27 protein-coding genes and 1 riboswitch are annotated in these 25,258 nt (G+C 42.0%); of the genes, 16 read left to right on the forward strand and 11 right to left on the reverse strand.

Annotated elements, in window-relative coordinates; translation table 11 throughout:
* The first annotated feature begins 86 nt into the window (after window positions 1-86).
* Window positions 87-1,892 (forward strand): ABC transporter ATP-binding protein/permease, encoded by a 1,806-nt coding sequence (locus KME09_25285; GenBank protein ID MBW4537254.1) that lies wholly within the window; start codon window positions 87-89, stop codon window positions 1,890-1,892.
* A 7-nt stretch (window positions 1,893-1,899) separates the two neighbouring features.
* Here KME09_25285 and KME09_25290 read toward each other — a convergent pair whose 3' ends face one another.
* On the reverse strand, window positions 1,900-2,229 hold the full coding sequence (locus KME09_25290) for a hypothetical protein (GenBank protein ID MBW4537255.1): 330 nt from the start codon (window positions 2,227-2,229) through the stop codon (window positions 1,900-1,902).
* Between the two features lie 124 nt (window positions 2,230-2,353).
* Here KME09_25290 and KME09_25295 point away from each other — a divergent pair, with 124 nt between their 5' ends.
* A complete protein-coding gene (locus KME09_25295; protein MBW4537256.1) occupies window positions 2,354-3,154 on the forward strand; it encodes an N-formylglutamate amidohydrolase in 801 nt (266 codons plus the stop codon).
* 38 nt (window positions 3,155-3,192) lie between these two features.
* The gene (locus KME09_25300) at window positions 3,193-3,870 is read left to right on the forward strand and encodes a response regulator transcription factor (protein ID MBW4537257.1); all 678 of its coding nucleotides are present in this window, start codon (window positions 3,193-3,195) and stop codon (window positions 3,868-3,870) included.
* A gap of 6 nt (window positions 3,871-3,876) precedes the next feature.
* On the opposite strand, the gene KME09_25305 is transcribed toward KME09_25300, so the two are convergent.
* The 4 genes from KME09_25305 to KME09_25320 form a co-directional block, all read right to left on the reverse strand.
* On the reverse strand, window positions 3,877-4,899 hold the full coding sequence (locus tag KME09_25305; protein MBW4537258.1) for a serine protease: 1,023 nt from the start codon (window positions 4,897-4,899) through the stop codon (window positions 3,877-3,879).
* A gap of 40 nt (window positions 4,900-4,939) precedes the next feature.
* Window positions 4,940-5,476, reverse strand: a complete 537-nt coding sequence (locus KME09_25310; GenBank protein ID MBW4537259.1) for a COP23 domain-containing protein — start codon at window positions 5,474-5,476, stop codon at window positions 4,940-4,942.
* A gap of 172 nt (window positions 5,477-5,648) precedes the next feature.
* The gene (gene cobW, locus KME09_25315) at window positions 5,649-6,713 is read right to left on the reverse strand and encodes a cobalamin biosynthesis protein CobW (protein MBW4537260.1); all 1,065 of its coding nucleotides are present in this window, start codon (window positions 6,711-6,713) and stop codon (window positions 5,649-5,651) included.
* Window positions 6,714-6,759: 46 nt separating this feature from the next.
* Entirely contained in the window at window positions 6,760-7,404 is a 645-nt protein-coding gene (locus KME09_25320; protein MBW4537261.1) for a HupE/UreJ family protein, read from the reverse strand.
* A gap of 54 nt (window positions 7,405-7,458) precedes the next feature.
* Between KME09_25320 and KME09_25325 the strand changes: the two genes are divergently transcribed.
* From KME09_25325 to KME09_25340, 4 genes are all read left to right on the forward strand, one after another.
* Entirely contained in the window at window positions 7,459-7,644 is a 186-nt protein-coding gene (locus tag KME09_25325) for a hypothetical protein (GenBank protein ID MBW4537262.1), read from the forward strand.
* Window positions 7,645-7,650: 6 nt separating this feature from the next.
* A riboswitch (cobalamin riboswitch) is annotated at window positions 7,651-7,799 on the reverse strand.
* A 139-nt stretch (window positions 7,800-7,938) separates the two neighbouring features.
* A complete protein-coding gene (gene argJ / locus KME09_25330; protein ID MBW4537263.1) occupies window positions 7,939-9,180 on the forward strand; it encodes a bifunctional ornithine acetyltransferase/N-acetylglutamate synthase in 1,242 nt (413 codons plus the stop codon).
* Window positions 9,181-9,723: 543 nt separating this feature from the next.
* Window positions 9,724-9,963: a glycosyltransferase family 2 protein gene (locus KME09_25335; GenBank protein ID MBW4537264.1), complete on the forward strand. Its 240-nt coding sequence runs from the start codon at window positions 9,724-9,726 to the stop codon at window positions 9,961-9,963.
* The gene (locus KME09_25340) at window positions 9,939-10,241 is read left to right on the forward strand and encodes a hypothetical protein (protein ID MBW4537265.1); all 303 of its coding nucleotides are present in this window, start codon (window positions 9,939-9,941) and stop codon (window positions 10,239-10,241) included. Before KME09_25335 ends, KME09_25340 begins: the two co-directional genes overlap by 25 nt.
* Window positions 10,242-10,438: 197 nt before the next feature.
* On the opposite strand, the gene KME09_25345 is transcribed toward KME09_25340, so the two are convergent.
* Both KME09_25345 and KME09_25350 read right to left on the reverse strand, forming a co-directional pair.
* The gene (locus tag KME09_25345) at window positions 10,439-10,978 is read right to left on the reverse strand and encodes an FKBP-type peptidyl-prolyl cis-trans isomerase (GenBank protein ID MBW4537266.1); all 540 of its coding nucleotides are present in this window, start codon (window positions 10,976-10,978) and stop codon (window positions 10,439-10,441) included.
* 92 nt (window positions 10,979-11,070) lie between these two features.
* Window positions 11,071-12,144 (reverse strand): hypothetical protein, encoded by a 1,074-nt coding sequence (locus tag KME09_25350; GenBank protein ID MBW4537267.1) that lies wholly within the window; start codon window positions 12,142-12,144, stop codon window positions 11,071-11,073.
* A gap of 192 nt (window positions 12,145-12,336) precedes the next feature.
* Here KME09_25350 and KME09_25355 point away from each other — a divergent pair, with 192 nt between their 5' ends.
* The gene (locus KME09_25355) at window positions 12,337-13,476 is read left to right on the forward strand and encodes a DegT/DnrJ/EryC1/StrS family aminotransferase (protein ID MBW4537268.1); all 1,140 of its coding nucleotides are present in this window, start codon (window positions 12,337-12,339) and stop codon (window positions 13,474-13,476) included.
* Between the two features lie 7 nt (window positions 13,477-13,483).
* On the opposite strand, the gene KME09_25360 is transcribed toward KME09_25355, so the two are convergent.
* Both KME09_25360 and KME09_25365 read right to left on the reverse strand, forming a co-directional pair.
* Window positions 13,484-14,227 (reverse strand): DUF561 domain-containing protein, encoded by a 744-nt coding sequence (locus tag KME09_25360; protein ID MBW4537269.1) that lies wholly within the window; start codon window positions 14,225-14,227, stop codon window positions 13,484-13,486.
* 121 nt (window positions 14,228-14,348) lie between these two features.
* A complete protein-coding gene (locus tag KME09_25365; GenBank protein MBW4537270.1) occupies window positions 14,349-14,513 on the reverse strand; it encodes a hypothetical protein in 165 nt (54 codons plus the stop codon).
* Between the two features lie 257 nt (window positions 14,514-14,770).
* On the opposite strand from KME09_25365, the gene gshA reads away from it, so the two are divergent.
* The 3 genes from gshA (at window position 14,771) to KME09_25380 (ending at window position 17,970) form a co-directional block, all read left to right on the forward strand.
* Entirely contained in the window at window positions 14,771-15,928 is a 1,158-nt protein-coding gene (gene gshA, locus KME09_25370) for a glutamate--cysteine ligase (GenBank protein ID MBW4537271.1), read from the forward strand.
* Window positions 15,929-16,000: 72 nt separating this feature from the next.
* Entirely contained in the window at window positions 16,001-16,456 is a 456-nt protein-coding gene (locus KME09_25375; GenBank protein MBW4537272.1) for a tRNA (cytidine(34)-2'-O)-methyltransferase, read from the forward strand.
* Between the two features lie 197 nt (window positions 16,457-16,653).
* Entirely contained in the window at window positions 16,654-17,970 is a 1,317-nt protein-coding gene (locus KME09_25380) for a peptidoglycan DD-metalloendopeptidase family protein (protein ID MBW4537273.1), read from the forward strand.
* 57 nt (window positions 17,971-18,027) lie between these two features.
* Here KME09_25380 and KME09_25385 read toward each other — a convergent pair whose 3' ends face one another.
* Entirely contained in the window at window positions 18,028-19,002 is a 975-nt protein-coding gene (locus KME09_25385) for a TonB family protein (protein ID MBW4537274.1), read from the reverse strand.
* A 220-nt stretch (window positions 19,003-19,222) separates the two neighbouring features.
* On the opposite strand from KME09_25385, the gene KME09_25390 reads away from it, so the two are divergent.
* The 5 genes from KME09_25390 to KME09_25410 all read left to right on the forward strand — a co-directional run bounded on the left by KME09_25390 (window position 19,223) and on the right by KME09_25410 (window position 23,025).
* Window positions 19,223-19,960, forward strand: coding sequence for an SDR family oxidoreductase (locus KME09_25390; GenBank protein MBW4537275.1), 738 nt, complete (start codon window positions 19,223-19,225; stop codon window positions 19,958-19,960).
* Window positions 19,961-20,002: 42 nt separating this feature from the next.
* The gene (locus tag KME09_25395; GenBank protein MBW4537276.1) at window positions 20,003-20,557 is read left to right on the forward strand and encodes a type 1 glutamine amidotransferase; all 555 of its coding nucleotides are present in this window, start codon (window positions 20,003-20,005) and stop codon (window positions 20,555-20,557) included.
* Between the two features lie 62 nt (window positions 20,558-20,619).
* Entirely contained in the window at window positions 20,620-21,252 is a 633-nt protein-coding gene (locus KME09_25400; GenBank protein MBW4537277.1) for a glutathione S-transferase family protein, read from the forward strand.
* 28 nt (window positions 21,253-21,280) lie between these two features.
* On the forward strand, window positions 21,281-21,745 hold the full coding sequence (locus KME09_25405; GenBank protein ID MBW4537278.1) for a YbhB/YbcL family Raf kinase inhibitor-like protein: 465 nt from the start codon (window positions 21,281-21,283) through the stop codon (window positions 21,743-21,745).
* A 176-nt stretch (window positions 21,746-21,921) separates the two neighbouring features.
* Window positions 21,922-23,025, forward strand: coding sequence for an alkene reductase (locus KME09_25410; protein MBW4537279.1), 1,104 nt, complete (start codon window positions 21,922-21,924; stop codon window positions 23,023-23,025).
* Between the two features lie 73 nt (window positions 23,026-23,098).
* Here KME09_25410 and KME09_25415 read toward each other — a convergent pair whose 3' ends face one another.
* Window positions 23,099-25,249, reverse strand: coding sequence for a recombinase family protein (locus tag KME09_25415; GenBank protein MBW4537280.1), 2,151 nt, complete (start codon window positions 25,247-25,249; stop codon window positions 23,099-23,101).
* Window positions 25,250-25,258: the final 9 nt, after the last annotated feature.

Here is a 25,258-nt window from a genome sequence, read left to right on the forward strand (position 1 = left end):
TAAATTAACCTATTTTGTACTTAAAACCTACTTTCTTTGGGCAAATTTTGTTAAGTTGCATAAAGAATATGTCAACTACAATCCTCATGACTGTGCGTAACGCTAAATCATCAAAACACCCGTTAACTCGACTGTTGCATTATGGAGATAAATATCAAAAAATAGTCTGGCAAGCCACAATCTGTTCAATTCTCAATAAACTGTTCGATCTTGCGCCTCCCGCTATCATTGGTGCAGCAGTAGATGTGGTGGTTCAGAAACAAGATTCGATCGTGGCGCGATTTGGGATTACTGATATTTTTCAACAGCTTTTGGTGTTGTCAATTTTATCGGCAATTATTTGGGGTTTAGAATCAGTATTTGAATACGCCTTTACTCGGCTATGGCGTAACCTGGCTCAAGATGTGCAGCACGATATTCGTCTGGATGCCTACAGTCATGTACAAAATTTAGAATCAGCCTACTTTGAGGAACGCAGTACAGGAGCATTGCTATCAGTTCTCAACGACGATATTAACCAACTGGAAAGATTTTTAGACGTTGGGGCAAATGAAATTATTCATGTTCTAACTACAGTAGTAATCATTGGTGGCTCATTTTTTGTCTTGACTCCCGATATCGCCTGGATGGCAATTGCACCAATTCCGATTATTGTTTGGGGTGCGATCGCTTTTCAAGGATGGCTTGCCCCTAGATATGCGGAAGTGCGAGAACGAGTTAGTACCCTCAATTCTCGATTAGCCAATAACCTCAGCGGGATTACCACGATCAAAAGTTTTACTACTGAAGCCTATGAAATCGAACGTCTGGCTAAAGATAGTAACGCCTATCGACAGAGTAATCATAAAGCGATCGCTCTTTCTGCTGCGTTTATTCCCTTAATTCGCTTGGTAATTCTGGCTGGCTTTACAGGCATCTTGCTCTATGGTGGGACGCAGGCTGCATCTGGCGCTTTAGCGATAGGTACTTATAGTGTGCTGGTATTTCTCACCCAAAGATTACTTTGGCCATTAACCCATTTGGGACAGACTTTTGACCTCTATCAACGAGCAATGGCTTCTATCGATCGCGTGATGGATTTATTAGACACTCCCATTGCCATCCATTCAGGAGAAAAATCTTTACCTCTAGCGACGATCGAGGGTGCAGTAAATCTCAACAATATTACCTTTGCCTACAACCAGAGAGAGCCAGTAATTAAAAATCTTTCCCTTGATATACCCGCAGGTCAAACTATTGCGATCGTCGGTGCTACGGGTTCGGGTAAAAGTACTCTAGTTAAGCTTCTGCTGCGACTATATGAGGTGCAGTCAGGGGAAATCACTTTAGATGGTCAAAACATCAAAGATATCGTCTTGTGGGATCTGCGTCGTGCTGTCGGTTTAGTTAGCCAAGATGTCTTCTTATTCCACGGTACGGTGAGAGAAAACATCAGCTATGGTTCTCCTGATGCTACCATTAGCCAAATCCAAGAAGCGGCTCGAATTGCTGAAGCTGCTCAGTTTATCGAGGAACTACCCGAAGGCTATGACACCATTGTGGGGGAAAGAGGACAGAAACTATCTGGGGGACAAAAACAGCGCATTGCGATCGCCCGAGCCGTATTAAAAGATCCGCCAATCCTCGTCTTAGACGAAGCAACCTCTGCCGTCGATAACGAAACCGAAGCTGCGATCGCTCGTTCTTTAGAAAAAATTACGCAAAATAGAACCACCATTGCGATCGCTCACCGTCTCTCCACCATTAGACATTCTGACTGCATCTATGTGATGAATTATGGTCAACTGATTGAAAGAGGAACTCATGAAGAACTATTAGCCCAAGATGGCGTTTATGCTGGCTTATGGCAGGTACAGACAGGAGCGAAAAGAGACAAAATACAGATCGCTTAACTATTAACTAATTCTGATGTCGGCTGCGGATTGTCTCGGCGATCGCTTTAAGCCAAGTTTCGGTAATCATTTCCTTAGATAGCTGAAAGACACAATAGCCGTGTTGTTGGGCTAAATTTAGCTTTTCATAGTCTCGCATCAGGCTTTTTCCTGTACTATGTCCGCCTTTGTGCCAAATTTGTCCATTAATCTCAATTGCGACTTTGGCAGCAAAGTTTACATAATCGAATTTAAAGCGACGTTGAGGAATTAGCCGTACTTCTGTTTCTAAATCTAAGTCAGGAAAAAGCTCTTCCCACATGAGATCGAACTCAAATTCCAGGCTACTAATACTCATTGGTTAAGCTAACTGTTCTGTTCTGTTCTTTTTTACTGAAGATAACCTGATTTTAAGCGATTGACCAACACAAATTCGATCGACCTCATCTACTTTTTCATTTATACCGACAAAGCAAAAAAATATGTCACAGCTTTGGATCTCAACTGAAGGACACCAACCAGTCGTTGCAGTAGCTCTTCATGATGGTCATGATGTACGCTCAGAAGTAAAACAATTACTGGCTATTAGCCCAGATGAGCGCCAGCGAGAAGAAGACCCCTTTACGGCTGTTTGGACAGATATTGCCGAAACAAGACTGGTTGTTTTGCGATCGCGTTTTGAAATCGATCTCAATCGTCCCCGCCATCAGGCTATTTACCTCCAGCCCGAAGATGCCTGGGGATTAAAGGTTTGGCAATCACAACTCCCCCCAGACTTAATTGAACGGTCTTTAGCCGAGTACGATGCCTTCTATACTCAAGTTGGGCAAATTTGCCGAACCTTAGAGCAACGTTACGGGCGCTTTGTTATTTACGATCTACATACTTACAATCACTACCGTCAAGGAATGCAAGCTCTCCCAGCTAGGGAAATAGACAATCCAGAGATTAATTTAGGTACAGGATCTCTCAACCGAGAATATTGGCACCCTGTAGTCGAGCGATTTATTCACGACATGAGAGGGTTTGATTTTTTGGGTAGACAGTTAGATATTCGAGAAAACGTTAAGTTTCAAGGAGGATATTTTGCTGAATGGGTTCACCAGCATTTTCCTGATTCTGCCTGTGTATTAGCTATTGAAGTCAAAAAGTTTTTTATGAACGAATGGACGCACCAGCTAGACTTAGCCAAGTTGTCAGCCGTACATCAGGCTTTGAAGGGTTCTGTTGCGGGAGTAATAGAAGAATTACAGTACTTAGCTAGAATTGCATCTTCATCTTGAAAATTGGTATAAATAAATACCCTACACAAACAATAGAAATGAAAATTCTCTTGGTGGATGATGAAACTGAATTAAGCGATCCTTTGAGTCGAATTTTGTTACAAGAAGGTTATCAGGTAGATATTGCTAATGATGGTGCAGCAGGAATGAACTTAGCTCTGCAAAACCAATATGATCTACTGATTCTAGATTGGATGTTACCCCATCAGTCGGGAATCGAAATCTGTCAATCAGTGCGATCGCAGCTCATTTCCACTCCCGTATTATTGTTAACCGCTAAAGATACATTAGACGATCGCGTTGATGGTTTGGATGCAGGAGCCGATGACTATCTGGTTAAGCCGTTTGAACTTAGGGAATTAATGGCTAGAGTACGGGCTTTATTGCGTCGCTCGACTTTGGAAACTCCCCAAGGCGATCGCTTAAAAGTGGCAGATCTCGAATTAGATCTGGAAAATCAAATGGTATATCGTCAGGATCGAGCGATTAATCTTTCGGAAAAAGAAATCAAGTTACTAACCTACTTTATGCAGCACCCAGACAGATTATTAGCCCACGAAGAAATCTATCGCTATCTTTGGCCAGCCGATGAGCAACCTAGTAGCAATGTGCTAGCTGCATTAGTGAGACTATTACGACGCAAGATTGAAATTAAACAGCAAACGCAATTAATTCATACCGTATACGGCAAAGGTTATCGTTTTGGCATCAATTAATTTCTTTTAAAACCTAAGTGGTAAGCTATCTTCCTGGTGGCACTGTAGCTCAGTTGCTTTAGCTTCAGCCTGCATTTTGGCAACTAACTGCCGATCTTGCTCTGACAGGTTAGATTGAACTGAATCTTCAAGCTCAACTGATTTCAGCGATTTTAGTTGTTTTGACAGTTCTAAAGTTTTTTCGATGGGAATTGCCAAGCTAGAGCGAGTAATTAATTCCTGTAGTGCTGGACATAGCTCTGAACCATCTTGATAAATTTCTGGAGATTCCCACAGAGGATAAGCATGTTTGCCGTTAATCCCAATTACTTCTGCTTGAGAATTGAATAATGGGCCGCCACTCATACCTTTTTTTACATCATTGGTGTAGCCAATCTGATAGCCTTCGGTCAAAGGTTGGTTGAGGATAATTGCTACTCTACCTAGTTTTAAACTTAATTTTCGCGGCCCAAAGATGTTAGATTGCGCCCACACAGCAGAAGTTTGTGGCAAACTTAGTTCTTGATTGGGGAAGCCCGCTGCAAATACAGATTCGCCCACTTCTAGCTTGGAAGAACTGCCGATTTTGGCTGTCTGATAGTCGGTATCGGCTTTGAACTTGAGCATGGCTAGATCGTATTGCTCCCCAGAAATACTCATCTGAGTAATTACTTCTGCACGATAAGTACTGCCGTCAACAGTTTCAATCGTGTAGGGCGGTTCTCCTGCCCGCAGAACGTGCTGGTTCGTAATTACTAGATATTCTTGGTTATTCTGATGCACGATAAAGCCAGAACCTAAAAAATCTTGATTTAAGATTCTGACACTAATATCTGATGCTACCTGGCTAATTTTAGTGGCTAACCGCTGGGGAGAAGCCGAGGCGATCGTTACTTTAAAGCGATCGCTATCTCCAGACAAAAACACCCCTGTACAGATAAGACAAAAGATTATCTTGGCTATTTGGGATGTTGAATTGAAAATAAAATAATTACGAACCCTATTTGCTATGTCTTGGTTTACATAACCCTTACGGGGTAGCCATTTCATTCATTAAAAAATCTAGCATGAGTACTTCGCAAGGCAAGACTTATTTTTCTACTGGTACTTTTTCGAGGAATTTGTTCATATCGACATAAAATTCGCCGTCAGAGTAGAATCCAGGGTCATCCGCACTAAGGGTTAGAGTTTCGCCACTAACGCTACGACGGAAATCTACTAGCTTAACTAGTACTCCTTCAGGATCGGTTTCTGGCTTGAGAGTAATTAGCACATTTTCGTCTGGACAGTCACCACCACGAGCATTAGCTACACATAGGACGGGTAGATTGTTGACGTTGCCTGTGCGGATAAACTTCAAATTACCTTGATCGAGAAATTTTTGAAATCTACTAGATACCGCAGAACATCTTTTTTGGGGAGTCCAATCGGGAGAAAATTCATTTTCCCAGTTGATTAGTTTTACTCTACCTCTAGGGGTGTTAACAAAAGTGTTCCAGCTGTTGTTTAGTTGAGCGCAATAATAGGTATTAGTATTTTTAGTCTGGGCTTCGGCAGGGTTGAAGACTGCGCTACCAATAATCACACCAAGCCCAGCAAATATGCCAGCCAATGTTTTAATTTTCATGATACTTTCTGAGATATTATGAGCCGTTAACAAAATAAACTACATGTTCACTCCACCGTAATTCTAACTGAAGTTGTCCGATCACAGACATTTATCTCGGTTTCAACTAGCAAGATTTACAGTAAGTTCATAATGTAGCCACAAAATGTACAATTGTCGAAGATTAGGTAAATTATTGGGCTAAGGTTTTCGGTTTAACCAGCTTGGCTTCAATCATCTGGCGGTTTAGATTGTGTCCAATTAGGACTAATTTAGTTTGTCGAGATTCATCTGCTATCCACAGGCGATCGTAAAAAGTATCAAAGCGATTTCCCACCCCCTGTAAGACCAAGCGCATTGGCTTATTTGGCACGTTGACAAAACCCTTGACGCGATAAATTTCTTGTTCGGCTACGAGTTCTTTAAGTTGTTGAATTAATGCTTGAGGTTCAAATGATTGGTCTAAAATTAATTCGATCGCATTAATCTCCTCATCATGCTCGTGTTCTGCTTCATGATCGTGGTGGGAATGACGGTTATCAAGGTCATCTTCTACGGCAGCATTAAACCCTAAAAGCAGATCGGGGTTGATTAACCCGTCTTTGACTGTGACAATCTTCACCCCAGGTTGCAACTCATGCTTCAGCCAATTTGTTACTTTAGTTAAGGTTTCTCGATCTACTAGATCGGTTTTGGTGAGCAAGACTAGATCTGCACAGGCTAACTGATCCTCGAATAGCTCTTCAATGGGAGTTTCGTGATCGAGATTAGGATCGGCTTCTCTTTGAGACTCTAAAGCAGCTAAATCACCAACTAAATTACCCATGCCCAAGGCATGACAATCGACTACCGTTACTACCCCATCTACCGTAGCGCTGTTGCGAATTGCTGGCCACCCAAATGCCTGAATTAAGGGTTTTGGTAAAGCTAATCCTGAAGTTTCAATCAGCAGACAGTCTATTTGCTCTCGACGCTGGAGCAATTCCTGCATGATCGGATAAAACTCTTCTTGAACAGTGCAGCAGAGGCAACCGTTGGTCAATTCGACAATATTACTTTGGGTACTACTTTGGGGATTTGATTCATCGTCACAAATCTGACACGATCGCAATAAATCTCCATCAATGCCAACTTCGCCAAACTCATTGACCAATACCGCGATCCGTTTGCCCTGATTATTTTGTAGTAGATGACGTACTAGAGTGGTTTTGCCTGCCCCAAGAAAGCCTGAAATTACGGTTACGGGTATTTTGTGCATGATTATTCTGGTTTTTTGCCGTTAATAACTTAATAATTAAGAGAATTTAACCTAAGACGATGTTGGACAAAAAAGTAAACCCAACACCACAGACGGTAAAGCCAACAAAGCGTAGCCAGAGAATTGATTTATTTGGCTGATTGAGTACTCTTTTACCCAGATAGAAAGCGATCGCAGCGATCCCTAACTGAATTAAGCAAAAACCCAGGAGATATGCACCCAAAGCGCTAGTTTCCGCCCCGACAATGGATTCACCGTAAGCATAGCCATGAAAAATACCCGCGATCGCACTAATTACAGCCAACAGCAACCAGTTAACCTGATTTTTTTGGGCTAAAAAGATCCCGATTAGCAATACTGAAGCCGAAATAATTAGTTCAGGAGTAGGAAGATTAATATTTTGCAGATGAATTCCCGTACCCACCGCCGTAGCGATCACAAACGCAGTCGGTATCATCATCCCTAAGTTGCTACTTAAAGCTGCCAATAAGCCGATGGCAATCACAAATGCTAAATGGTCGATGCCGATTACTGGATGAGCTAAACCAGATATAAAACCTGCCCCAAAAGTAATAGGTAGCGTACCTCCCATAGCATGATGGGCTAGAGCAGGAGTCGCATTAAATAAAAGATTAATACTCAAGAAAACAGTAGAAACCAAACCAAAAGCGATCGCTTTATTCTTATTCATAAATTACCAAGTTTTGGATTAAATCAGCCGAAAAATAACCGAGATTGCAGCAAGATGCACCAAGTCAAGATACTACCAGTTGGCAGCGTCCAGCATTATGTGCTTAATTCGCGTCACCACCACCAACTTTGTAACGTTAAGCTGGTAATCGAAGCTATAAATAAGCAGAAATTGCGTAGAGTAATTAAACTGCCACAGGAGTTAACGGAAACTAGCATCATCTGTACCTCGCAGATCTAAAAAAAGCTAATGTATAAGACCATCGGTGGGCATTCTGACTTTGGAGGTTGCTGAGGGCTAACTCCTTACAGTTGCGGGACAGTGCCAGATTTTCACTGGGCTTCCCCCCTTACGTTTGCACAGATCTGTACAAAACCGACTGATATTTATGGTGAGGCAATATTACCACTAATAGTGTCACTACTGGATCATCTAGCATCGAGGCGTAAAATTAAGACTTGAAACTACTTGAGTTTGGGGTTTAAAGTCTTGGTATAATCTGCTTTAAAGCAAATCTTAAATAATTGCAGAGAAATGGCAGACTGGCAGATAGTTGAGGGTGGCATCACTGCACCAAAAGGATTTATTGCAGCAGGCATCTCCGCAGGATTAAAATCCACAGGGGCAAAAGACTTAGCGCTGATTTTATCTCAATCAGATGCGATCGCCGCAGGGGTGTTTACAACTTCTCAGGTACGTGCTGCCTGCGTTGATTATTGTCGTCAGTGTCTTCAACTCAAAGCTAGTGCCAGAGCGATCTTATGTAATGCGGGACAGGCTAATGCTGCCACAGGAGAAGCTGGTTGGGAAGATGCTCAAGAGAGCGCTAGACTACTAGCTCAAGAACTGAATATCGATCCTAATGCTGTTTTGTTGGCTTCTACAGGGGTAATTGGCCAAAGAATCAAGATGGAGCAGCTACGTCAAGGAATTTTACCTTTAGTGAGAGCAGCGAGTGAAAATGGTGGGACTGATGCAGCTAAGGCGATCGTTACCACTGACCTAGTTACCAAAGAAATTGCTTTAGAAAGCATGATTGAAGGTCGTCCTGTCCGTATTGGAGGAATTGCTAAAGGTTCAGGCATGATCGCCCCTAATATGGCAACAATGCTGGGGTTTATTACTTGTGACGCTGCCGTATCGACTGGTTTATGGCATCAAATGTTAAAACGTGCCGTAGATCAAAGCTTTAATCAGATTACTGTCGATGGTGATACCAGTACTAATGACTGTGTGCTGGCGCTAGCTAATGGACAGTCCCGTACTACCGCAATCACCGAAAATAGTCCCAACGCTCAAAAGTTAGAAAGAATGTTGACGGCAGTTTGTCAATATTTAGCCAAAGCGATCGCCCGTGACGGCGAAGGAGCAACCTGCCTAATTGAAGTCCAAGTATCAGGCGCACCCGATAATCAAGCAGCATCTCAAGTAGCCAAAACTATTGTTGGCTCATCTTTAGTGAAGGCAGCCGTATTTGGTCGCGATCCTAACTGGGGTAGAATTGCCGCAGCAGCGGGTAGAGCAGGAGTTAAGTTTCATCAGGACGAGCTAAATATTAAGCTGGGAGATCTTGTCTTGATGCGGAATGGACAACCTCAAGAGTTTGATCGCAATGCTGCGAGTAATTATCTCAAAGCAGCAGCAGCAGGAGAATATTTGCAACACGATACTGTCTTAATTTCCGTTGAGATTGGTTTAGGTGCTGGTAAAAGCATCGCTTGGGGTTGTGACTTGACTTATAAATACGTGGAAATTAACGCAGAGTACACAACTTGAACTGTTTTAGTTCCTAGTACATAACTGATGTTACGCACCTGCTAATTTACTCTATGGCTTTTACTTGGGGACTTGCCCTAAAGGATATGCGAAGCGGTATCTCCAACTATGCGACTTGTCCTAAAGGATACTGCTCCGCATATGCCGCTTAGTTCGGTAGACAAGTGCTTTAGCACTAGCTTCGCGTCGGGGACTTGGGGCAATAATTATCTCCCTATCTCCCTATCTCCCTACATAATTGTAATTACTAAATTTTCTCTGCGTAACGTCAGTACATAATTAAAATAGTTGTAAAGGTCTAATTTAAAAGTTTAATTTAGTTGAGCATTAAGTAATTAATCTTTATTAAAGCGCTCACTAAGAATGATTATGCTGATAATAAGCTGATTTTTGTCGCTATTTAATCATTCAGCTAGAGCAGTAGATTGTGGCGCAACTATTTTAGACCTCATGGGTGCAAAAGTCCCCGATCATTTAGATGCCAACTCTTTCTAATCAATCTGTGATCTGTGTCTTTCAAGATTATTTACAGCAATCAAACCCATGAATGTTCAAGTCTCCGTTATTATTCCCGCGTATAACACGGAAAAGTATATCGCTAAAGCCATTAATTCTGCTTTGTTTCAGACGTTGACTAACATTGAAGTGATTGTAGTTAATGATTGCTCCACAGATAACATGCTACAAGTGGTTCAAGCTATTAAAGAACCTCGGCTTAAACTGATCTCCAACAGTCAGAATTTGGGTGTATTGGACGGATGCAAGAAGAATGTGAGGCGATAGAGCGATTTTTTCAAAATACCGCATATATTGACCAAAATCCTCAAGTAGCAGCAGCATTAAGGCTTAAAAAGCGAGAAACCCAGGTCTGGCTCAATTATTACCTCGCGATCGAACCTTTGAAGCAGGGGAGAACATTAATCTGCATCCAGAGAATCTTGTCTCATCCTGAAGTGATCAAACATTCACTCTTTAATCTACCTCGGTTAATTGCTCGTCGCTATCAAAATTTCTGGATGAGCCGACAGGTTAACTATCACAAAAGTGTGTTCAAAGTTTAGTAAGGGCAAAAGGTTGTTTGCCCCTACTACCTATATGCGAAGCGGTATACCACAAGGGTACAATGTGCCACGGCACTAGCTGACGCGAAGCTAACCCTTTAGGGTCGCGTCGTCCTTTAGGACTACCTACTACCTACTACCTGCTACCTACGAGCCGATTAATATTAATGTCCCAATTTAATTTTGTACGACTATAACTAGCCACCAACTTTTAATAATTCCACATCAAAAATTAAGGTTGCATTCGGCGGAATTACTCCACCCGCGCCTCTGGCACCATAACCTAATTCTGGAGGAATAATTAGAGTGCGTCTTTCGCCTACTTTCATCTCCGCAACTCCTTCATCCCAGCCTTTAATTACTTGACCAACACCCAGCTTAAAAGAAAAAGGACGATTGCGATCGCGGGAACTATCAAACTTGCTGCCGTCTTCTAAAGTGCCTGTGTAGTGAACGGTAACGTTTTCTCCTGTTTGGGGGGATGCACCATCACCCTCTTTAACGACAATATATTTTAAGCCTGAGTCTGTTGTAGTAGCGTTTGATAAATCCATAGATTCCTCGGATGAAATGTTGTTTTGAGCGATTAACTGCGAGTTTGTACTAGGCTGCTGTAGCTCAGATGCGATCGCCGTTGCTGAACCGCCTCCCCTCAAAGCAGAAAAGATTAGTACCGATCCACAGAGGAGAACGACAGCAATACTAATCAAGATTTCGTTACTCAATTTTTTGACCACCTGTTACTATATCCTGTTTTAAAATTACTAAAATTGCTCCAGAGATATTGTACAAGTTAACCACGATCTCCCTGTCATCTTTTGGGCTATTTTTAGCCTAAATTTTCCGACAATTGCGGTTTTTCAGGCTGGAGAATGATGATATTGTCGCCAATTATCGGATTACGAGCGATTAAAGTTCCTAGTCGATCTTTTAGCTCTAGTTTTTGGAAACTGAGTCCACGAGAACGCTGTAGAATCTCATTTCCTAAGCTTTTTTGACGCAGTTCATCCAGTTCATACCAGTTATCAGTCACCTCAACTAAAAGACTACTTTCAGGTAAATTAACTTGAATATTCTTAATAAACTCACTCGGCTCATCTTGAGCCAGCTCTCCTAACTTAGTTTTTAAGGTGGCAATAAAATTTTGTTCGGGAGTAAAGTTCAACTCTGGTTTAATTGTGACCAGTTTGAGATTTTTTGGCTTTCCAGGAGACGTTAATTCAGGAGGAATAATAGTTTTGACTACATCTTCGATTGGTTCAGCGATCGGTTCTATTTCAGCAGGAAAGTCGCTGACGTTAGTATTATCAGAAATATTATCAGAGTTATTTGAGTTCTCAGTCCCATTGATGGAGGGGGTTACTGGAGACTGCTCGGGAATTGGATCTGGATCAACGGCAACTTTTGGTGTGGGTTCGGCTTGGGGGAATAAATTAGCTATTACTGGAGGTTTCCAAAGCCAAAAGACTGTGACAATGGCGATCGCGATCGCTGTAACGCCAATCACAATTAAACCAATATTGTTCTTCTTTTGAACTCTCGATACGGGAGTTTTGGCTGCTGGAGCTTTAGCAGGGGATCTTTTAGTCGTTTTTTGAGCTGCTGGCTCTGGAATGGGATCAGCTGGTTGAGTCGTGAAGACAGGTTCGCTTTGAGATACCTTAACCTCAGCAGGGGGAGTAACAGCATCTTCTAATGCTTGGGTTGTGGTCAATAAAGTATTAATGGAGTCAGAAGAAGGCATCTTGGCTGAATCCTCGCTAATTCTTTTAATAGTTTCTTCCAGTCGGTCAATACTATCGTTTAACAGCGCAATTGTTTCGGTTTTAGACAAAGGAGGGCTGATATTTGACTCAGATTTGGGATCTAAGTTTGGTTGTGTTTGATTTTCTGCTGATTCCATTTGACTGTACTATTCGATCGGGATTAATATTTCTCAAGTTACTGCATTTATGAATAAATACCACTAAATGACAGTTTTTCGCGCTACCCTATATTGAAATTGAATTGAGAATTGAAATTGAACAATTAAATTCCTCTCTATTTTATCTAAGTCAGAGATTACCGTTGGTCAAAAAAACTTAACCCTAAGCGAGTGAAACAGATTCCCCCAGTTGATTTAACCCGACAATATCAATTAATTAAAGCAGAAGCTAACTCGGCTGTCCTCAAAATCCTTAATTCTGGTCGATATATAGGCGGAGAGGCGATCGCTACTTTTGAAAGAGAATTTGCTAATTATCTGGGAGTCAGAGAATGCGTTAGCTGTAATTCTGGCACAGATGCCCTTTTTCTCGCACTACGGGCTTTAAATATTGGCTCAACAATTGGCTCAACAGACGAAGTAATTACCACCCCCTTTAGTTTTTTTGCGACGGCGGAAGTGATTACCAGAGTGGGAGCAAAGCCAGTATTTGTGGATATCGATCCTGATACTTTTAATTTTGATTTAGCTCAGATTGAACAGGCGATTACACCCCAAACCAAGGCAATTATGCCAGTTCATCTTTTTGGTCAGCCTGTCAACATGAATGAATTAATGGCGATCGCCAAGGCGCATCAGCTATACGTCATTGAAGATTGCGCTCAGGCTGCGGGTGCTGCTTGGGGAGATCGGAAGATCGGCAGTATTGGTGATGTGGGTTGTTTTAGCTTTTTCCCCACCAAAAATTTAGGTGCTTGTGGTGACGGCGGGGCAATTACCACTAATAATCCAGCGATCGCCAAACAGATGAGAATTCTCAAAGAACATGGTTCTCCTGAGCGTTATCGTCATGATTTTGTGGGCATCAATAGCCGTATTGACGCAGTACAGGCAGTGATCCTGAGTGTCAAGCTACCGTATCTCGATTATTGGAACGAACAACGTAACCAAGCAGCTCAGTACTATCAGAAGCTCTTACAGCATGTCAATCTTAAACTACCTCAAGCATTACCTGGGGGCATCAGCGTTTGGAATCAATATACCGTTTGTGTCAGCTCATCACCTCAGAGTAATAATCGGCAACTGCTTCAGGAGAAATTACAGCAAAAAGGGATTATTTCGATGATCTATTATCCGATTCCCCTACATTTACAGCCTGTATATCAAGATTTAGGCTATCAAAAAGGACAGCTCCCCGCCGTGGAACAAGCTGCCCTAGAAGTATTGTCTTTGCCCATGTTTCCTGGGATTACCCCAGCCGAACAAGAGCAGGTGGTTTATGCGCTTAAAGATTGTTTGTCAGAAATTTAAGCTGTATTTAGCCCACTGATACCTGGCTGCCAGAGAGGGCTTCAACCAAGCTACGAACGACAGCTACCATAGCCACTTCACTATTTAGCTGGTTAATCGCTGAACCGACTCCTACTCCCGATGCTCCAGCAGCGATCGCCATTGGCACAGTGACGCTAGATAAACCAGAGGCACAAAGTACAGGAATATTTACTGCCTGAGAAATACTGTAAGCAGCAGCCAAGGTGGGGGCTGCTTTTTCAATTAAGCCTCTCACTCCAGGATTGCCAGGTTGAATGCTCGTTCCTCCCTCAGTTTGAATCAGATCGGCACCAGCTTGTACCAACTGTTCTGCTAGCTGAACCTGCTCATCTAAAGCCAAAATATGTGGGACAGTGACTGAAAGAGTTACTGTCGGCAACAATGAACGAGTCTGTTGCGTTAATTCTAAAACTTCAGCGGCTTCAAATCTTCTGCCCTGACTGTAAAAACTGTCGAAATTACCAATTTCAATGAGATCGGCACCAGCATTGACGGCACTGACAAATAATTCTGGCTCAACCGCAGAGACACAGATTGGTAAGTTGGTTAAATTACGAATCGCTTCCACCAATTGAGGTTGAGCAGCAATATCGACGAAAGTTGCACCGCCAGCTTCGGCAGCTTTAACGACTGCTGTTACCTGTTGGTGGTCAAAGTTATTTAAGCCGCTAATCACCTTGAGAGCATTTTTCCGAGTTAAGGCTTGAGCTAGCTGAGGATGGATGGTCATATTTACTTTTTGAAATTTTTAAGTCTGAACTGTAATTAAGTTCTAGTCTAATTATTTTAAGCTGAGGCTTGACACCAAAATAAAATAAGCAGAGGGAATTAATCTAAAACTAAGAGATTAATTAGGAGATTTTCGACGGCAGTTCAGTTAACTGCTTGCGCTGCGTTAAAACGTTTAGTTTTTGTAGTAGCATATCCACTTCAGCTTCTAGATGAAGATATTTAACCTGCTGATTTGTCTGATAGTGTGTGGTTTTTGGGGTTGGATTAGATAAAACTGTAGCCATAAATAACTTATTTTTAATTTTGTTTGATTATGCGATTTGAAATCATAACTTAAGAAAAGCACATTCTAGACAGCATAATCTTTAGATTTCCTTTAGATTGTGATAATTTATACTGCTAATCATATGTGTATCAACAGATACATAGCAATTATTGAAATTTTTTATCTTTGGTTCTTACTTAAGTAAGTTTCTCTTGTTGCGTTATTTAAGAGAAAATAAAGCGAAAGGTTTTTCGTAGCAATATTTGCGCAAAAAAGATGAGTTTACTATCTAAAGGCTTTGAAGTTGAAATGTACACTGGCACGCCAGAAGGAAAAATTGTTGGTTTGTCAGATAAAATCGTTCAAGCTTTAGATGGTTTTGTCCGCGAGCCTGATAGTCGTAACGTAGAATATACCACCGCTCCTTATTGTGGCTACGATCGCCTGCTCTGTGCCTTATTAAAGCCCAGACAATCCTTAAGAGGCTATCTGCAAACGTTAGGTGATTATACCCTCATTCCTGGTAGTACCATGTCCCTGGGAGGAAGCGATCGCTTTTGGCGTTCCGATCCTAATAATCCTTATCACGATTATATTGAGCAGACTTACGGTACTAACGTTGTAACTGCCAGTATTCATATTAATATTGGCATTGAAGATCCCGAAATCTTGATGCAGGCTTGTCGTTTAGTTAGGGTAGAAGCACCTCTATATTTAGCCCTGAGCGCCTCTTCTCCTTTTATTGATGGTCAAGTAACAGGGAGTCACTCAACACGGTGGCAAATGTTCCCCAAAACCCCGCAAAACGTACCATTATTTGAAAGTCATAGTCACTTTATCCGCTGGACAGAAGAGCAGCTAGTTGCCAAAACCATGCGTAATGTGCGCCATCTCTGGAGTGCAGTGCGTCCCAATGGCGATCGCCGTCCTTATAATCTCAACCGTTTAGAACTAAGAATTTGCGATCTCGTAGTCGATCCTCTGGCTTTACTGGCAATCACTGCTTTATTAGAAGCCAGAATCATGCAGATGATTGATGATCCTCAACTCGATCCACTACAACAAAGTAATTTATCCACTTACGATTTACAGTCAGAATTAATGGCACTAACTGACGAAAATGAAGTATTAGCTGCCCGCTCTAGTTTAGACGCTGAACTACGCCATTGGCAGGATGGTAGGAAGATTCTGGCTCGGGATTGGATTACAGAAATTTATGACGAAGTTTATCCCACTGCCAAAAAACGCGGTTTTAGCTGCTTCCTTTCTCCTTTGAAAAAAATTCTCCGTCAAGGAAACAGCGCCCAACAATGGCTAAAACTATACGAACAGGGAATGTCGCCCGTAGATATTATTCAACAAGATATCCAAAACATTGCTCGGCAAGAAAGAGATCTCGATTATGCCGTTTGTCCACAAGCCCTAATTGCCTGATAGATTAGTAATTACTGATTACTGATTACTGATTACTGATTACTAATTACTGTTCACTGTTCATTGATTTAAATGGTTCGTGTTGTCCTCGTTAATCCCGAAATTCCCCCTAATACGGGCAATATTGCCCGTAGCTGCGCTGCTACCAAGACTGAATTACATCTAGTTGCACCTCTAGGATTTGAAATCAGCGATCGCCATCTTAAAAGAGCAGGTTTAGATTATTGGCCGCTCGTAAAACTCCACTATCATGAAAACTTGGCGGCTTTTTGGCAAGAGCATCAGCAAAGAGGAGGTAGACTGATTGCTTTTAGTGTCAGGGGTACAAAAAATTATCTTGATTGCCAATATCAAGAAACAGACTGGCTGGTATTTGGTAAAGAAACTGCGGGCTTGCCTCCAGAAGTAACTGCTGCCTGCGATCAAATAGTCCGTATTGATATTGCTGAACCAAAGGTACGCAGCTTAAATCTTTCTGTTAGTGTCTCCGTTGGCTTATTTGAAGCAATTAGACAGTCAACACATTAACCGAATTTTGACCAATTAACTGTATTCTTGCTCGTACTACACTTGTTTAGAATCTCGTTTTAGGTTAATTTACTCTAAAAATAAGCTCTAATCATCAAGGCAACTAATTAGCAAAGTGAAACAAATGACCCAGACTTTGCCAAATCTGCCTGAAAAAAAATGCTGTATTCTTTCTAAAATCAGACACCAATCTTGATATGGTTAAACTTGCTAATAATACATACTTCCAACTAGGTGTCTTTATGTCATCGGTAATGGTGGTGCAAACAATGGGCCAAAATCAATTGACTCATGCTATAGAGTTCGATCGCCCCTTAATTGAACAATTATCCATTACTAAACCAGGCGTTGATTCAGTTCAATCACAGCAACAGCTTACATCTCTCCCGCAAATTTTCAACCTACTTGCTTTTCAGTTCAAATCTCACTTAGGATTTTCAACGCAGTTAGATAATCCTCAACCTGCTAGTACGGTTCTTTTAGCTCAATCAAAACGAACGAATCCTGCCTCAAACAATCAAGAATCATACCTGGCGAATGCCCAAACCCAACCCCAACCTCCGTCGCTAATTTATCATCAAGTAAAGCAAGGAGATACCATCACCAAAATTGCTAGTGAATATCAAGTATCGAGAAACGAGCTAATTAAACTTAATCAGATTCCCAATTCAAATGTTATTTTTGTCGATCAAAGATTACAAATTCCGACTACAGCGATTCAAAATAATCAAAATAATACCTTAAATTCTAGCAATTCGGCGATCGCTAATTTAGCTCCCACAACTAATTCTCGCACTTTGCCTCAGCCAAAGAGTAACCAAACAAATATTGTTCCATCTGCCGACGAAGATCCCTACATCGCTAATCTCAGAGCAGAAATAGACCAACTGCGCGCACAGTATAAACAGGAACAGGAACAAAAAGTAAATGGTAATGTAAAAACAGCTAGTTTAGTTTCCGTAACTGACCAACAGTTGGAATCAAAAGCAAAATCTAATCCTGCACAAATATCTACTACTGCTAAATTAAATTCACCTTTGCCACAGCGCAATATAAAATCCAATTTAATCAAACAAAATCTGATTGCTTTAAAACTGCCTCCTTTATCTAACCCAGACGCATATCTACCCAATACTTTTGACGGCTATGCTTGGCCTGCTGAGGGAGTAGTAACCTCTGGCTATGGATGGCGTTGGGGAAGAATGCATCAAGGAATTGATATTGCTGCACCCATTGGTACACCTATTGTAGCAGCAGCAGCGGGAACAGTAATTGGTGTTGGATGGCACGATGGCTACGGCAACACTGTTAAGCTAGAGCATTTAGACGGCAGCGTTACTTTGTACGGTCACAATGACCGAAATTTAGTTACTCATGGTCAGCAAGTCGAGAAAGGGGAGCAGATAGCCGAAATGGGTAATACTGGCTTTAGTACGGGTTCTCATCTCCATTTTGAAATTCATTTAAGAGATCAACAGATAGTCGATCCTATAACCTTACTTAGTGAGAGATAGTTTAGTTGTCGATTTTCTTGTGAGTGGCGATCGCCCATCTGAACTCAAATTGACGTTTTAATAAATATGAATATTAAAGCTAAATGTGATTTCCAGAGCTTTTAAGGGAAAATCGGCAGGTAAAGGAGCGAACGGGACTGAATTTTGCACCGCCTCTAAAGCTTCTCGATCTGCTTCATCAGAGCCAGAACCTTGAGATACTTGAAGTCCAGTAACTTGACCATTCTTTTCAATGTTAAAAGTTAACACAGTAGTACGATCGTCTTGTCGAAAAGCAGGATTCCAGTTAGGCTTTACCTTTCCCTCCATTTCAGCCAGATATTCACTGAGATCGAGACCTTTTAAAGCTGCTAGCTGTTCGGGATTTAAAACACTATTGTATTTAAGAGCTTCTGGACTAAAAAATGCGTCTCCACCACTAGCAAGGGTTTTTTCAAAATTTCCTCCTAATAAATCACCTGCACTGGTACTCACACCGTCTGGGTTTGCAGGTTTGTTGGGCTGATTAGACTCAGGAATAGGTGGGCTTTTGGGCGGTAAGCTCGTGGCTACTGAATCGCTTTTGGGTGGCGTTGCTACAGGTTTTGGTTGAGGCGCAGGAATTGTTGCTGATTTTGGAGTTGAAGCACTATCTGAGCCTGATAGGACTGGGGTTTGGTCTTTAACCGTAGGTATTGGTTCGGGGGTGGGTTGGGGAATCGGTTGTGGAGCAGGAGCAGGACTTGGTTCTGGTTGAGGGGGCGTTGGTGGCGTAACTGCTGTAGGTTCTGGGGGTGCTGCTCGATCGCCACTTTGATCTTCAGTGATAGTCTCTGCCGACTCTTTGGGAACAACTGTAAATTCAATTGGTTTGAGATCGCTTTTTTCTGGTGTAACAGTTTGAAGACTTTGATATCGTGCAAAAAAAAGTAATCCTAAACCATGAATCAAAACAGAAATTAAAATGGGCCATAGTAGATCCTGGTGATTTAAACCAGGGCGAACTACAGTTACTTGTTGATTATCTTGCTTTGCTGACTTTAGATCTACCATGATTGACAACTATCCTCCGCAACTGAAAATCTTACAGGCAATTGTACCTACATCCAACCTTAACAAATTGGGATTTTAAAGACTTTACTTTCACTGACGATTTCAATCAATTTTCCGTAAATCCCCCTCTAGTTAGATTTATTGTACCTACTTTAGTCAGTAGCATTGATTAGTTACTAGACGACTGGTCTACTACGAATTAAGCAAATCTATGTCTAAAATGTCTGAAATAGCAGAAAAAGTAGTCATTATTACTGGAGCAAGCAGTGGTTTAGGCGAAGCTACGGCGCGCCGATTAGCCAAAAATGGAGCGAAGCTAATGCTGGCAGCTAGAAGAGAAGATCGCCTGAAAGATTTAGTAGCCGATCTTCAAAAAGACGGTGGTGTCGCTAAATATCAGGTAACAGACATTAGCGATCGCTCTCAAGTAGAGCAATTGGTTCAGGCAACCAAAGAAGCTTATGGAAAAATAGATGTTTTAGTTAATAATGCAGGCTTGATGCCTTTATCACCTTTGGCAGCAGCGAAGGTAGATGAATGGGAAAAAATGATTGATGTCAATATTAAGGGGGTACTTTACGGAGTGGCTGCGGTCATGCCACTCATGCTGCAACAAGGATCGGGACACATCATCAATCTTTCTTCAGTAGCAGGACACAAAGTATTTCCTGGGAGTGCAGTCTACTGTGCTACTAAGTTTGCTGTTAAAGCAATTTCTGAAGGCATTAGGCTTGAATCTGAGGGCAAAATCCGTTCGACAAATATATCGCCTGGTGCATTGGCAACTGAGCTAGCCAGTACTATTACTCATGAAGAATCAGCCGAGATGGTCAAACAGTTGACTAATGTAGCAATTGATCCAGATGCGATCGCCCGCGCCATTACCTTTGCGATCGAGCAACCAGGGGATGTTGATGTTAATGAGATGATCATTCGTCCAACTAAGCAAGAACTATAACAATAAAGCATTAAATAATTAGGTAAAAATTAAGCAAAAATCATGTCACAAGAATTAAATAACAAAAAAATTGCCATTCTAGTCGCTGATGGTTTTGAACAGGTTGAATTAACCAAGCCCAAAGAAGCTTTTGAAGAGGCAGGGGCGCAAACTCAGATCATTTCCCTCAATAGCAATCGCGTTCAAGGATGGAATCATTTTGATCAAGCAGACTTTTTTGCTGTAGATGTTCCTTTAGAAAAGGCTCAAGCTGCTGACTATGATGCCTTGCTGCTGCCTGGTGGAGTAGCCAATCCCGACCAGTTACGCACTAACGACAAAGCGGTACAGTTTGTCAAATCATTCTTTGATGCTGGCAAACCCGTCGCTGCTATCTGCCATGCACTATGGACTCTAATTGAGGCTGATGTAGTTAAAGGGCGTAATCTTACCTCTTGGCCTTCGCTCAAAACCGATCTTAAAAATGCAGGGGCGAACTGGATTGACCAGGAAGTAGTCGAAGATAATGGTTTGATAACTAGCCGTAACCCTGATGACATCCCTGCTTTTAATGCCAAGGCGATTGAATTATTTGCTAAACAACCAGCAGCTAAATAGATCAAAACTGTCGGCGCAATGGCGCAACTAGCCCAGCAAATTGAACTAATTTTTAAATACCAATGCCTAATATCACTCTTTACGGTACACCTGTAAGTACCTATGTCCGTACGACTCGTTTGTTACTAGCAGAAGCTAATATCGACTATGACTTAAAAGATATTGGTATTTTTAACGGTGACAACAAAACACAAAGCTATTTAAGCAAGCATCCCTTTGGTAAAGTCCCCACGCTGGAAATAGATGGTCAAACAATCTACGAAACAGCCGCAATTACCTACTACATCAATCAAAAACTGGCTCAGGGTAAGTTTAGTCCACCCGATCTTTTGATGCAGACACGGATGCATCAGATCATGGCGATTATAGATAGCTATCTTTATGCTCCTGCGATTGGCACAATTGTGATTCAGAATCTAATTGTACCTACTCAAGGTGGGACAACTGACCAGCAAGCAGTAGAAGGAGCGATCGCGCCAACGCAAAAAGCTCTAAAAGCAATTGAAGACTTAGTTGTCGGGACTCCTTTTCTAGTTGGCAGCATGATTAGTATTGCCGATTTTTATCTAATTCCCATTTTTGTTTATTTAGCAAAAACGCCCCAATTTAAGGCGCTAACAGAAAACACCCCCAAGCTCAATGTATGGTTGAACGAAGTAAAGATGCTTGCTAGTGTTCAACAAATTTGTGCCTAGATCTTAGGAACGAGTAATTAAGACCTTTATGCAATTAAGACTCAAAGATTTAGAAATTAGTAGCCCTGTATTTTCTCCTTTGGGCAACATTCCCCAACGTTATACTAGCGATGGTGAAAATATATCTCCTGCCTTACAGTGGCGTAAAATACCCCCCGAAACCAAAGAGTTAGCCTTAATCTGTCACGACCCAGATGCACCTTTACCTTGGGGATTTACTCACTGGGTTGTCTACAATATTCCTGCCGACATTACCGAGATTGCCGAAGCTGGAGGAGATCTCTTTACCGCAGGGGTGAACAGTTCTGGCAACAAGGGTTATACAGGGCCTGCTCCCCCACCAGGACACGGCGTGCATCATTACTATTTTTGGCTATATGCTCTCGATCGTTCCCTCGAACTCCAGGCAGCTTTAAATCGAGAGCAATTACTTGAGGCGATCGCCGATCATATTACAGCTCAAGCCAGATTGGTAGGCACTTACCAACGTTAAAACTGTTAAAACCGCGAAGCTTTAAGCCATAAGCCATAAGCTTACATATTAGGGGATTTAACCCTCACTATGTCTTATTCTACCATGTGCAAAGTGGAGGAATTAAATCAGGCTTAAAGCTTAGAGCTGAGAGCTTTTGTTAAAACTATTGTTCTCAATCAGATTAATTATTGACTATGACTATCACCAACATGCCTCACCTCCTCAGTTCTTTTCAACTAAAAGATTTATCGTTAAAAAACCGTGTGGTAATGGCTCCGATGACTCGCGGACGTGCGGGTGAAGAGAAAACAGCCAACGCTTTGATGGCGAAGTATTATGCTCAACGTGCAGGTGCAGGCTTGATTATCTCTGAAGGTACGGCAATTTCTCAACAAGGCTATGGCTGGACAAATAGTCCAGGAATTTACACTCCTGAGCAAACTATAGCCTGGAAACAGGTAGTAGATGCGGTACATGAGCAGGGGTCAAAAATCTTTTTACAACTATGGCATACAGGTAGAGCTTCCCACAGCAGTTTCCAATTAAATAATCAACTGCCGATAGCTCCTTCCGCGATCGAGATTGAAGGTGGTGAGGCGCATACTCCTAGTGGTAAACAGCCATATGAAACACCTAGAGCTTTAGCAACAGCTGAAATAGCTTTAGTAGTAGAAGAATATCGCCAAGCAGCAGCCAACGCTAAAGAGGCGGGTTTTGATGGTGTCGAGATACATGCTGCCAACGGCTATTTAATCGATGAATTTTTACAGTCTAAAACCAATCATCGCACCGATCGATATGGTGGCAGTATTGCCAATCGCTATCGTTTTTTACAAGAAGTAGTCGAAACAGTCTTAACTGTTTGGGATGCTGGACGTGTCGGAGTTAGGCTTTCTCCTAATGGTAGTTTTAACGATATGGGTTCACCAGATTACCGCGAGTCTTTCACCTATATCGCTCAACAATTAAACGGCTATCAATTAGCATATCTGCACCTACTAGATGGTTTGGCTTTTGGCTTCCATGAATTAGGTGAGCCAATGACCATTGCAGAATTCAGAAAAATTTATGCTGGAGTTTTAATTGGTAACTGTGGTTACGATCGCACAGATGCGGAAAAAGCGATCGCCTCTGGAGATGCAGATTTAGTTGCCTTTGGTAGACCATATATCAGTAACCCTGATTTAGCAGCTCGTTTTGCCCATAATTGGGAACTTAATCCCGATGCAGAGATGAATGTTTGGTATTCCCCTGGTGCAGAAGGTTATACGAATTTTCCTGCTTATCAACCAGTGTAGTGATTACTAATTACTGATTGCCCATTACTCGTTACTCGTTACCCATTACCCATTACCCATTACCCATTACCCATTACCCATTACCCATTGAGGATGTCTGTTGATTAGCAAGTGGATCGAGATCGAGATATTGAGTTGTGGCATGAACTAAAGGTAATAATGCTCCTGCTTGCTCTGTGCCATTAACTCCTAAGTCGCTATGACAGAGAAATATTTTCTCGGTCGCTCTAGCCATAACGTCCCGCAAAATTCGCTCTAAACGTTCTCGATCCATAGCATATTCGTCTTCGGGCATCCAGGTTCTTCCTGTCCACTGCTTGAGGAATAATGGCGCAGCAAACAGGGTGGCTGCACCACCTTGTGACCAAAGGGGAGAGCTGACATCTAACCAAAATTGCCAACGATGGGACGATCGCTCTTGACGATATTGAAAGACAGTTGCTAGGGTCACGGCTTCTCTTTTGGGCGAAAATTGGCGTAACGGTCGAGGATTAGCGGTAATTGTCCCTCTGCGTAATAATTGGATAAACTGGGCGACAGTGGCAGTCTGGGTTTGAAAGCTCGGCTCGTTTTGTCTCAGTCTGCGGTCTACTTCCCAGAAATGTTGGGCAGTTTCCATTAATTCTCGCAATATGGCTAGGCGATCGCTCGTTAAAGAGCTACTGTTTAAACTGTTTAAAAAATATTCAATTGCTTCGGATAGTAAGATTGTCGGAGTTAAAAAACTTTGTTGCTGTTGACGGATTTTAGCTGCTTCAATCCAGCGCACAATTTTTTGATAGGCATTAGTGGCTTGATGTCCCAGACGATCCCAACGGGGAAAAGCTTCTATGGTCGATAGATAAGGAAATTCGGGATCGACATGATAGCAATAGTCGGCAATTAAACCTGCTCTTACAGGATCGATCTGTGATTTGCTTAAGACGATCAGCATTTCGGCGATCGCATCACGCTCTACCAAGCGACCTAAATCTCGATAAACTAAACCTAACAAAGTCAATAAACTTCTGACTAGGGGAGAACTATTCAGCGGACGTTGCTCATTTAGAGGCGTTACAAGAATGTTTTTGGCTGCTAAAATTTCAATTAGGCTATAGCGGGCAATTTCGTCTAAACCAGGGGCAATAATGGCGATTTCGGAGGGTTTAATATCTTGCTCTACGACTTGAATAATGATTTCCGCAGTCTGTCGCAATAATTCAGCACGGGAAATAGTTTGTAAAGATTGGATTGTCTCAGGAGCAGATGTTAGATCGTTAGTTTCAGGTAGCAAATTCCCCCAAGAGCCGACTGTAACTAGTTCTACTGCCGTATCAGCAAATTCAGTTCCTAGGTTAGCAGTGGTGGAGAAAAGCTGTTCTTGATGGCAACGAGTGGCTAAACCAGACAGATAATCGGGATCGGCGTTTAAACCTAAGCGAATTTTACCATCAGGGTTATAGGTGAAAACCGCAGATGCACCCCGATCTAGCATAACTTCAAACAAATTGCGCGCGATCGCGGGATAGTCATCGACATCATCAGCAAATACTGCCTGATAACGACTATTCAAATGCTGCTGATATTTAGGATTGGGCAGCAAAAAACGCCAGTAAAGCTCATAAATCAAGCCATAGGTAAGTAGTCCGCGCTCTAGACACCAGTTACGCCACGATAGCAGTAATTCTCCCATTCTGTAATGACGTTGGCTCTCGCTACCTAAATCGTTACTAGACATTCCCTGATATAGTATTGCCGAAATATCTTCTGTCGGTACACCACTAGCCCCTGCAAGCTGCATTAAATCCAAGGTTTGTCGCACTAAACGATATTCACCGTCAAGCTCACATAACTCTAGCCAGTCTGGTTCATTACGCCATAGCTGAGTGGCTAATTCTTGTTCGGTTTCTGGGCGAAGTCGAAGGGGAAACTGTGCCTTGAGCTTTAATTCTTCAAAGATCAAAGGGAAAAACAACATCACCTCATCGGTAATAAAACCGACAGGAGTTTTGCACACCACGGGATAAGTACCATCTACCGCTAATACTAGGCGATCGCTCAATTCACGGCGATTTTGATTATTGGCAGCAAAGACTAAAATAGCTGAGGCTAAATTTGCAGGTAAAGCTTTAATCTTTGGTTTGAGCAGCTGCTTTCTCACCCAGCTAGAAAATTCTGCCACTAAACGAGAAGTTTTTCCTGTGCGCGATGTTCCAGTGAGCCAAAGAGATAAAATAAGCAAAATCTATTATTT

Source organism: Pleurocapsa minor HA4230-MV1 (assembly GCA_019359095.1).
In the GTDB taxonomy this organism is placed as follows: Bacteria; Cyanobacteriota; Cyanobacteriia; order Cyanobacteriales; family Xenococcaceae; genus Waterburya; species Waterburya minor.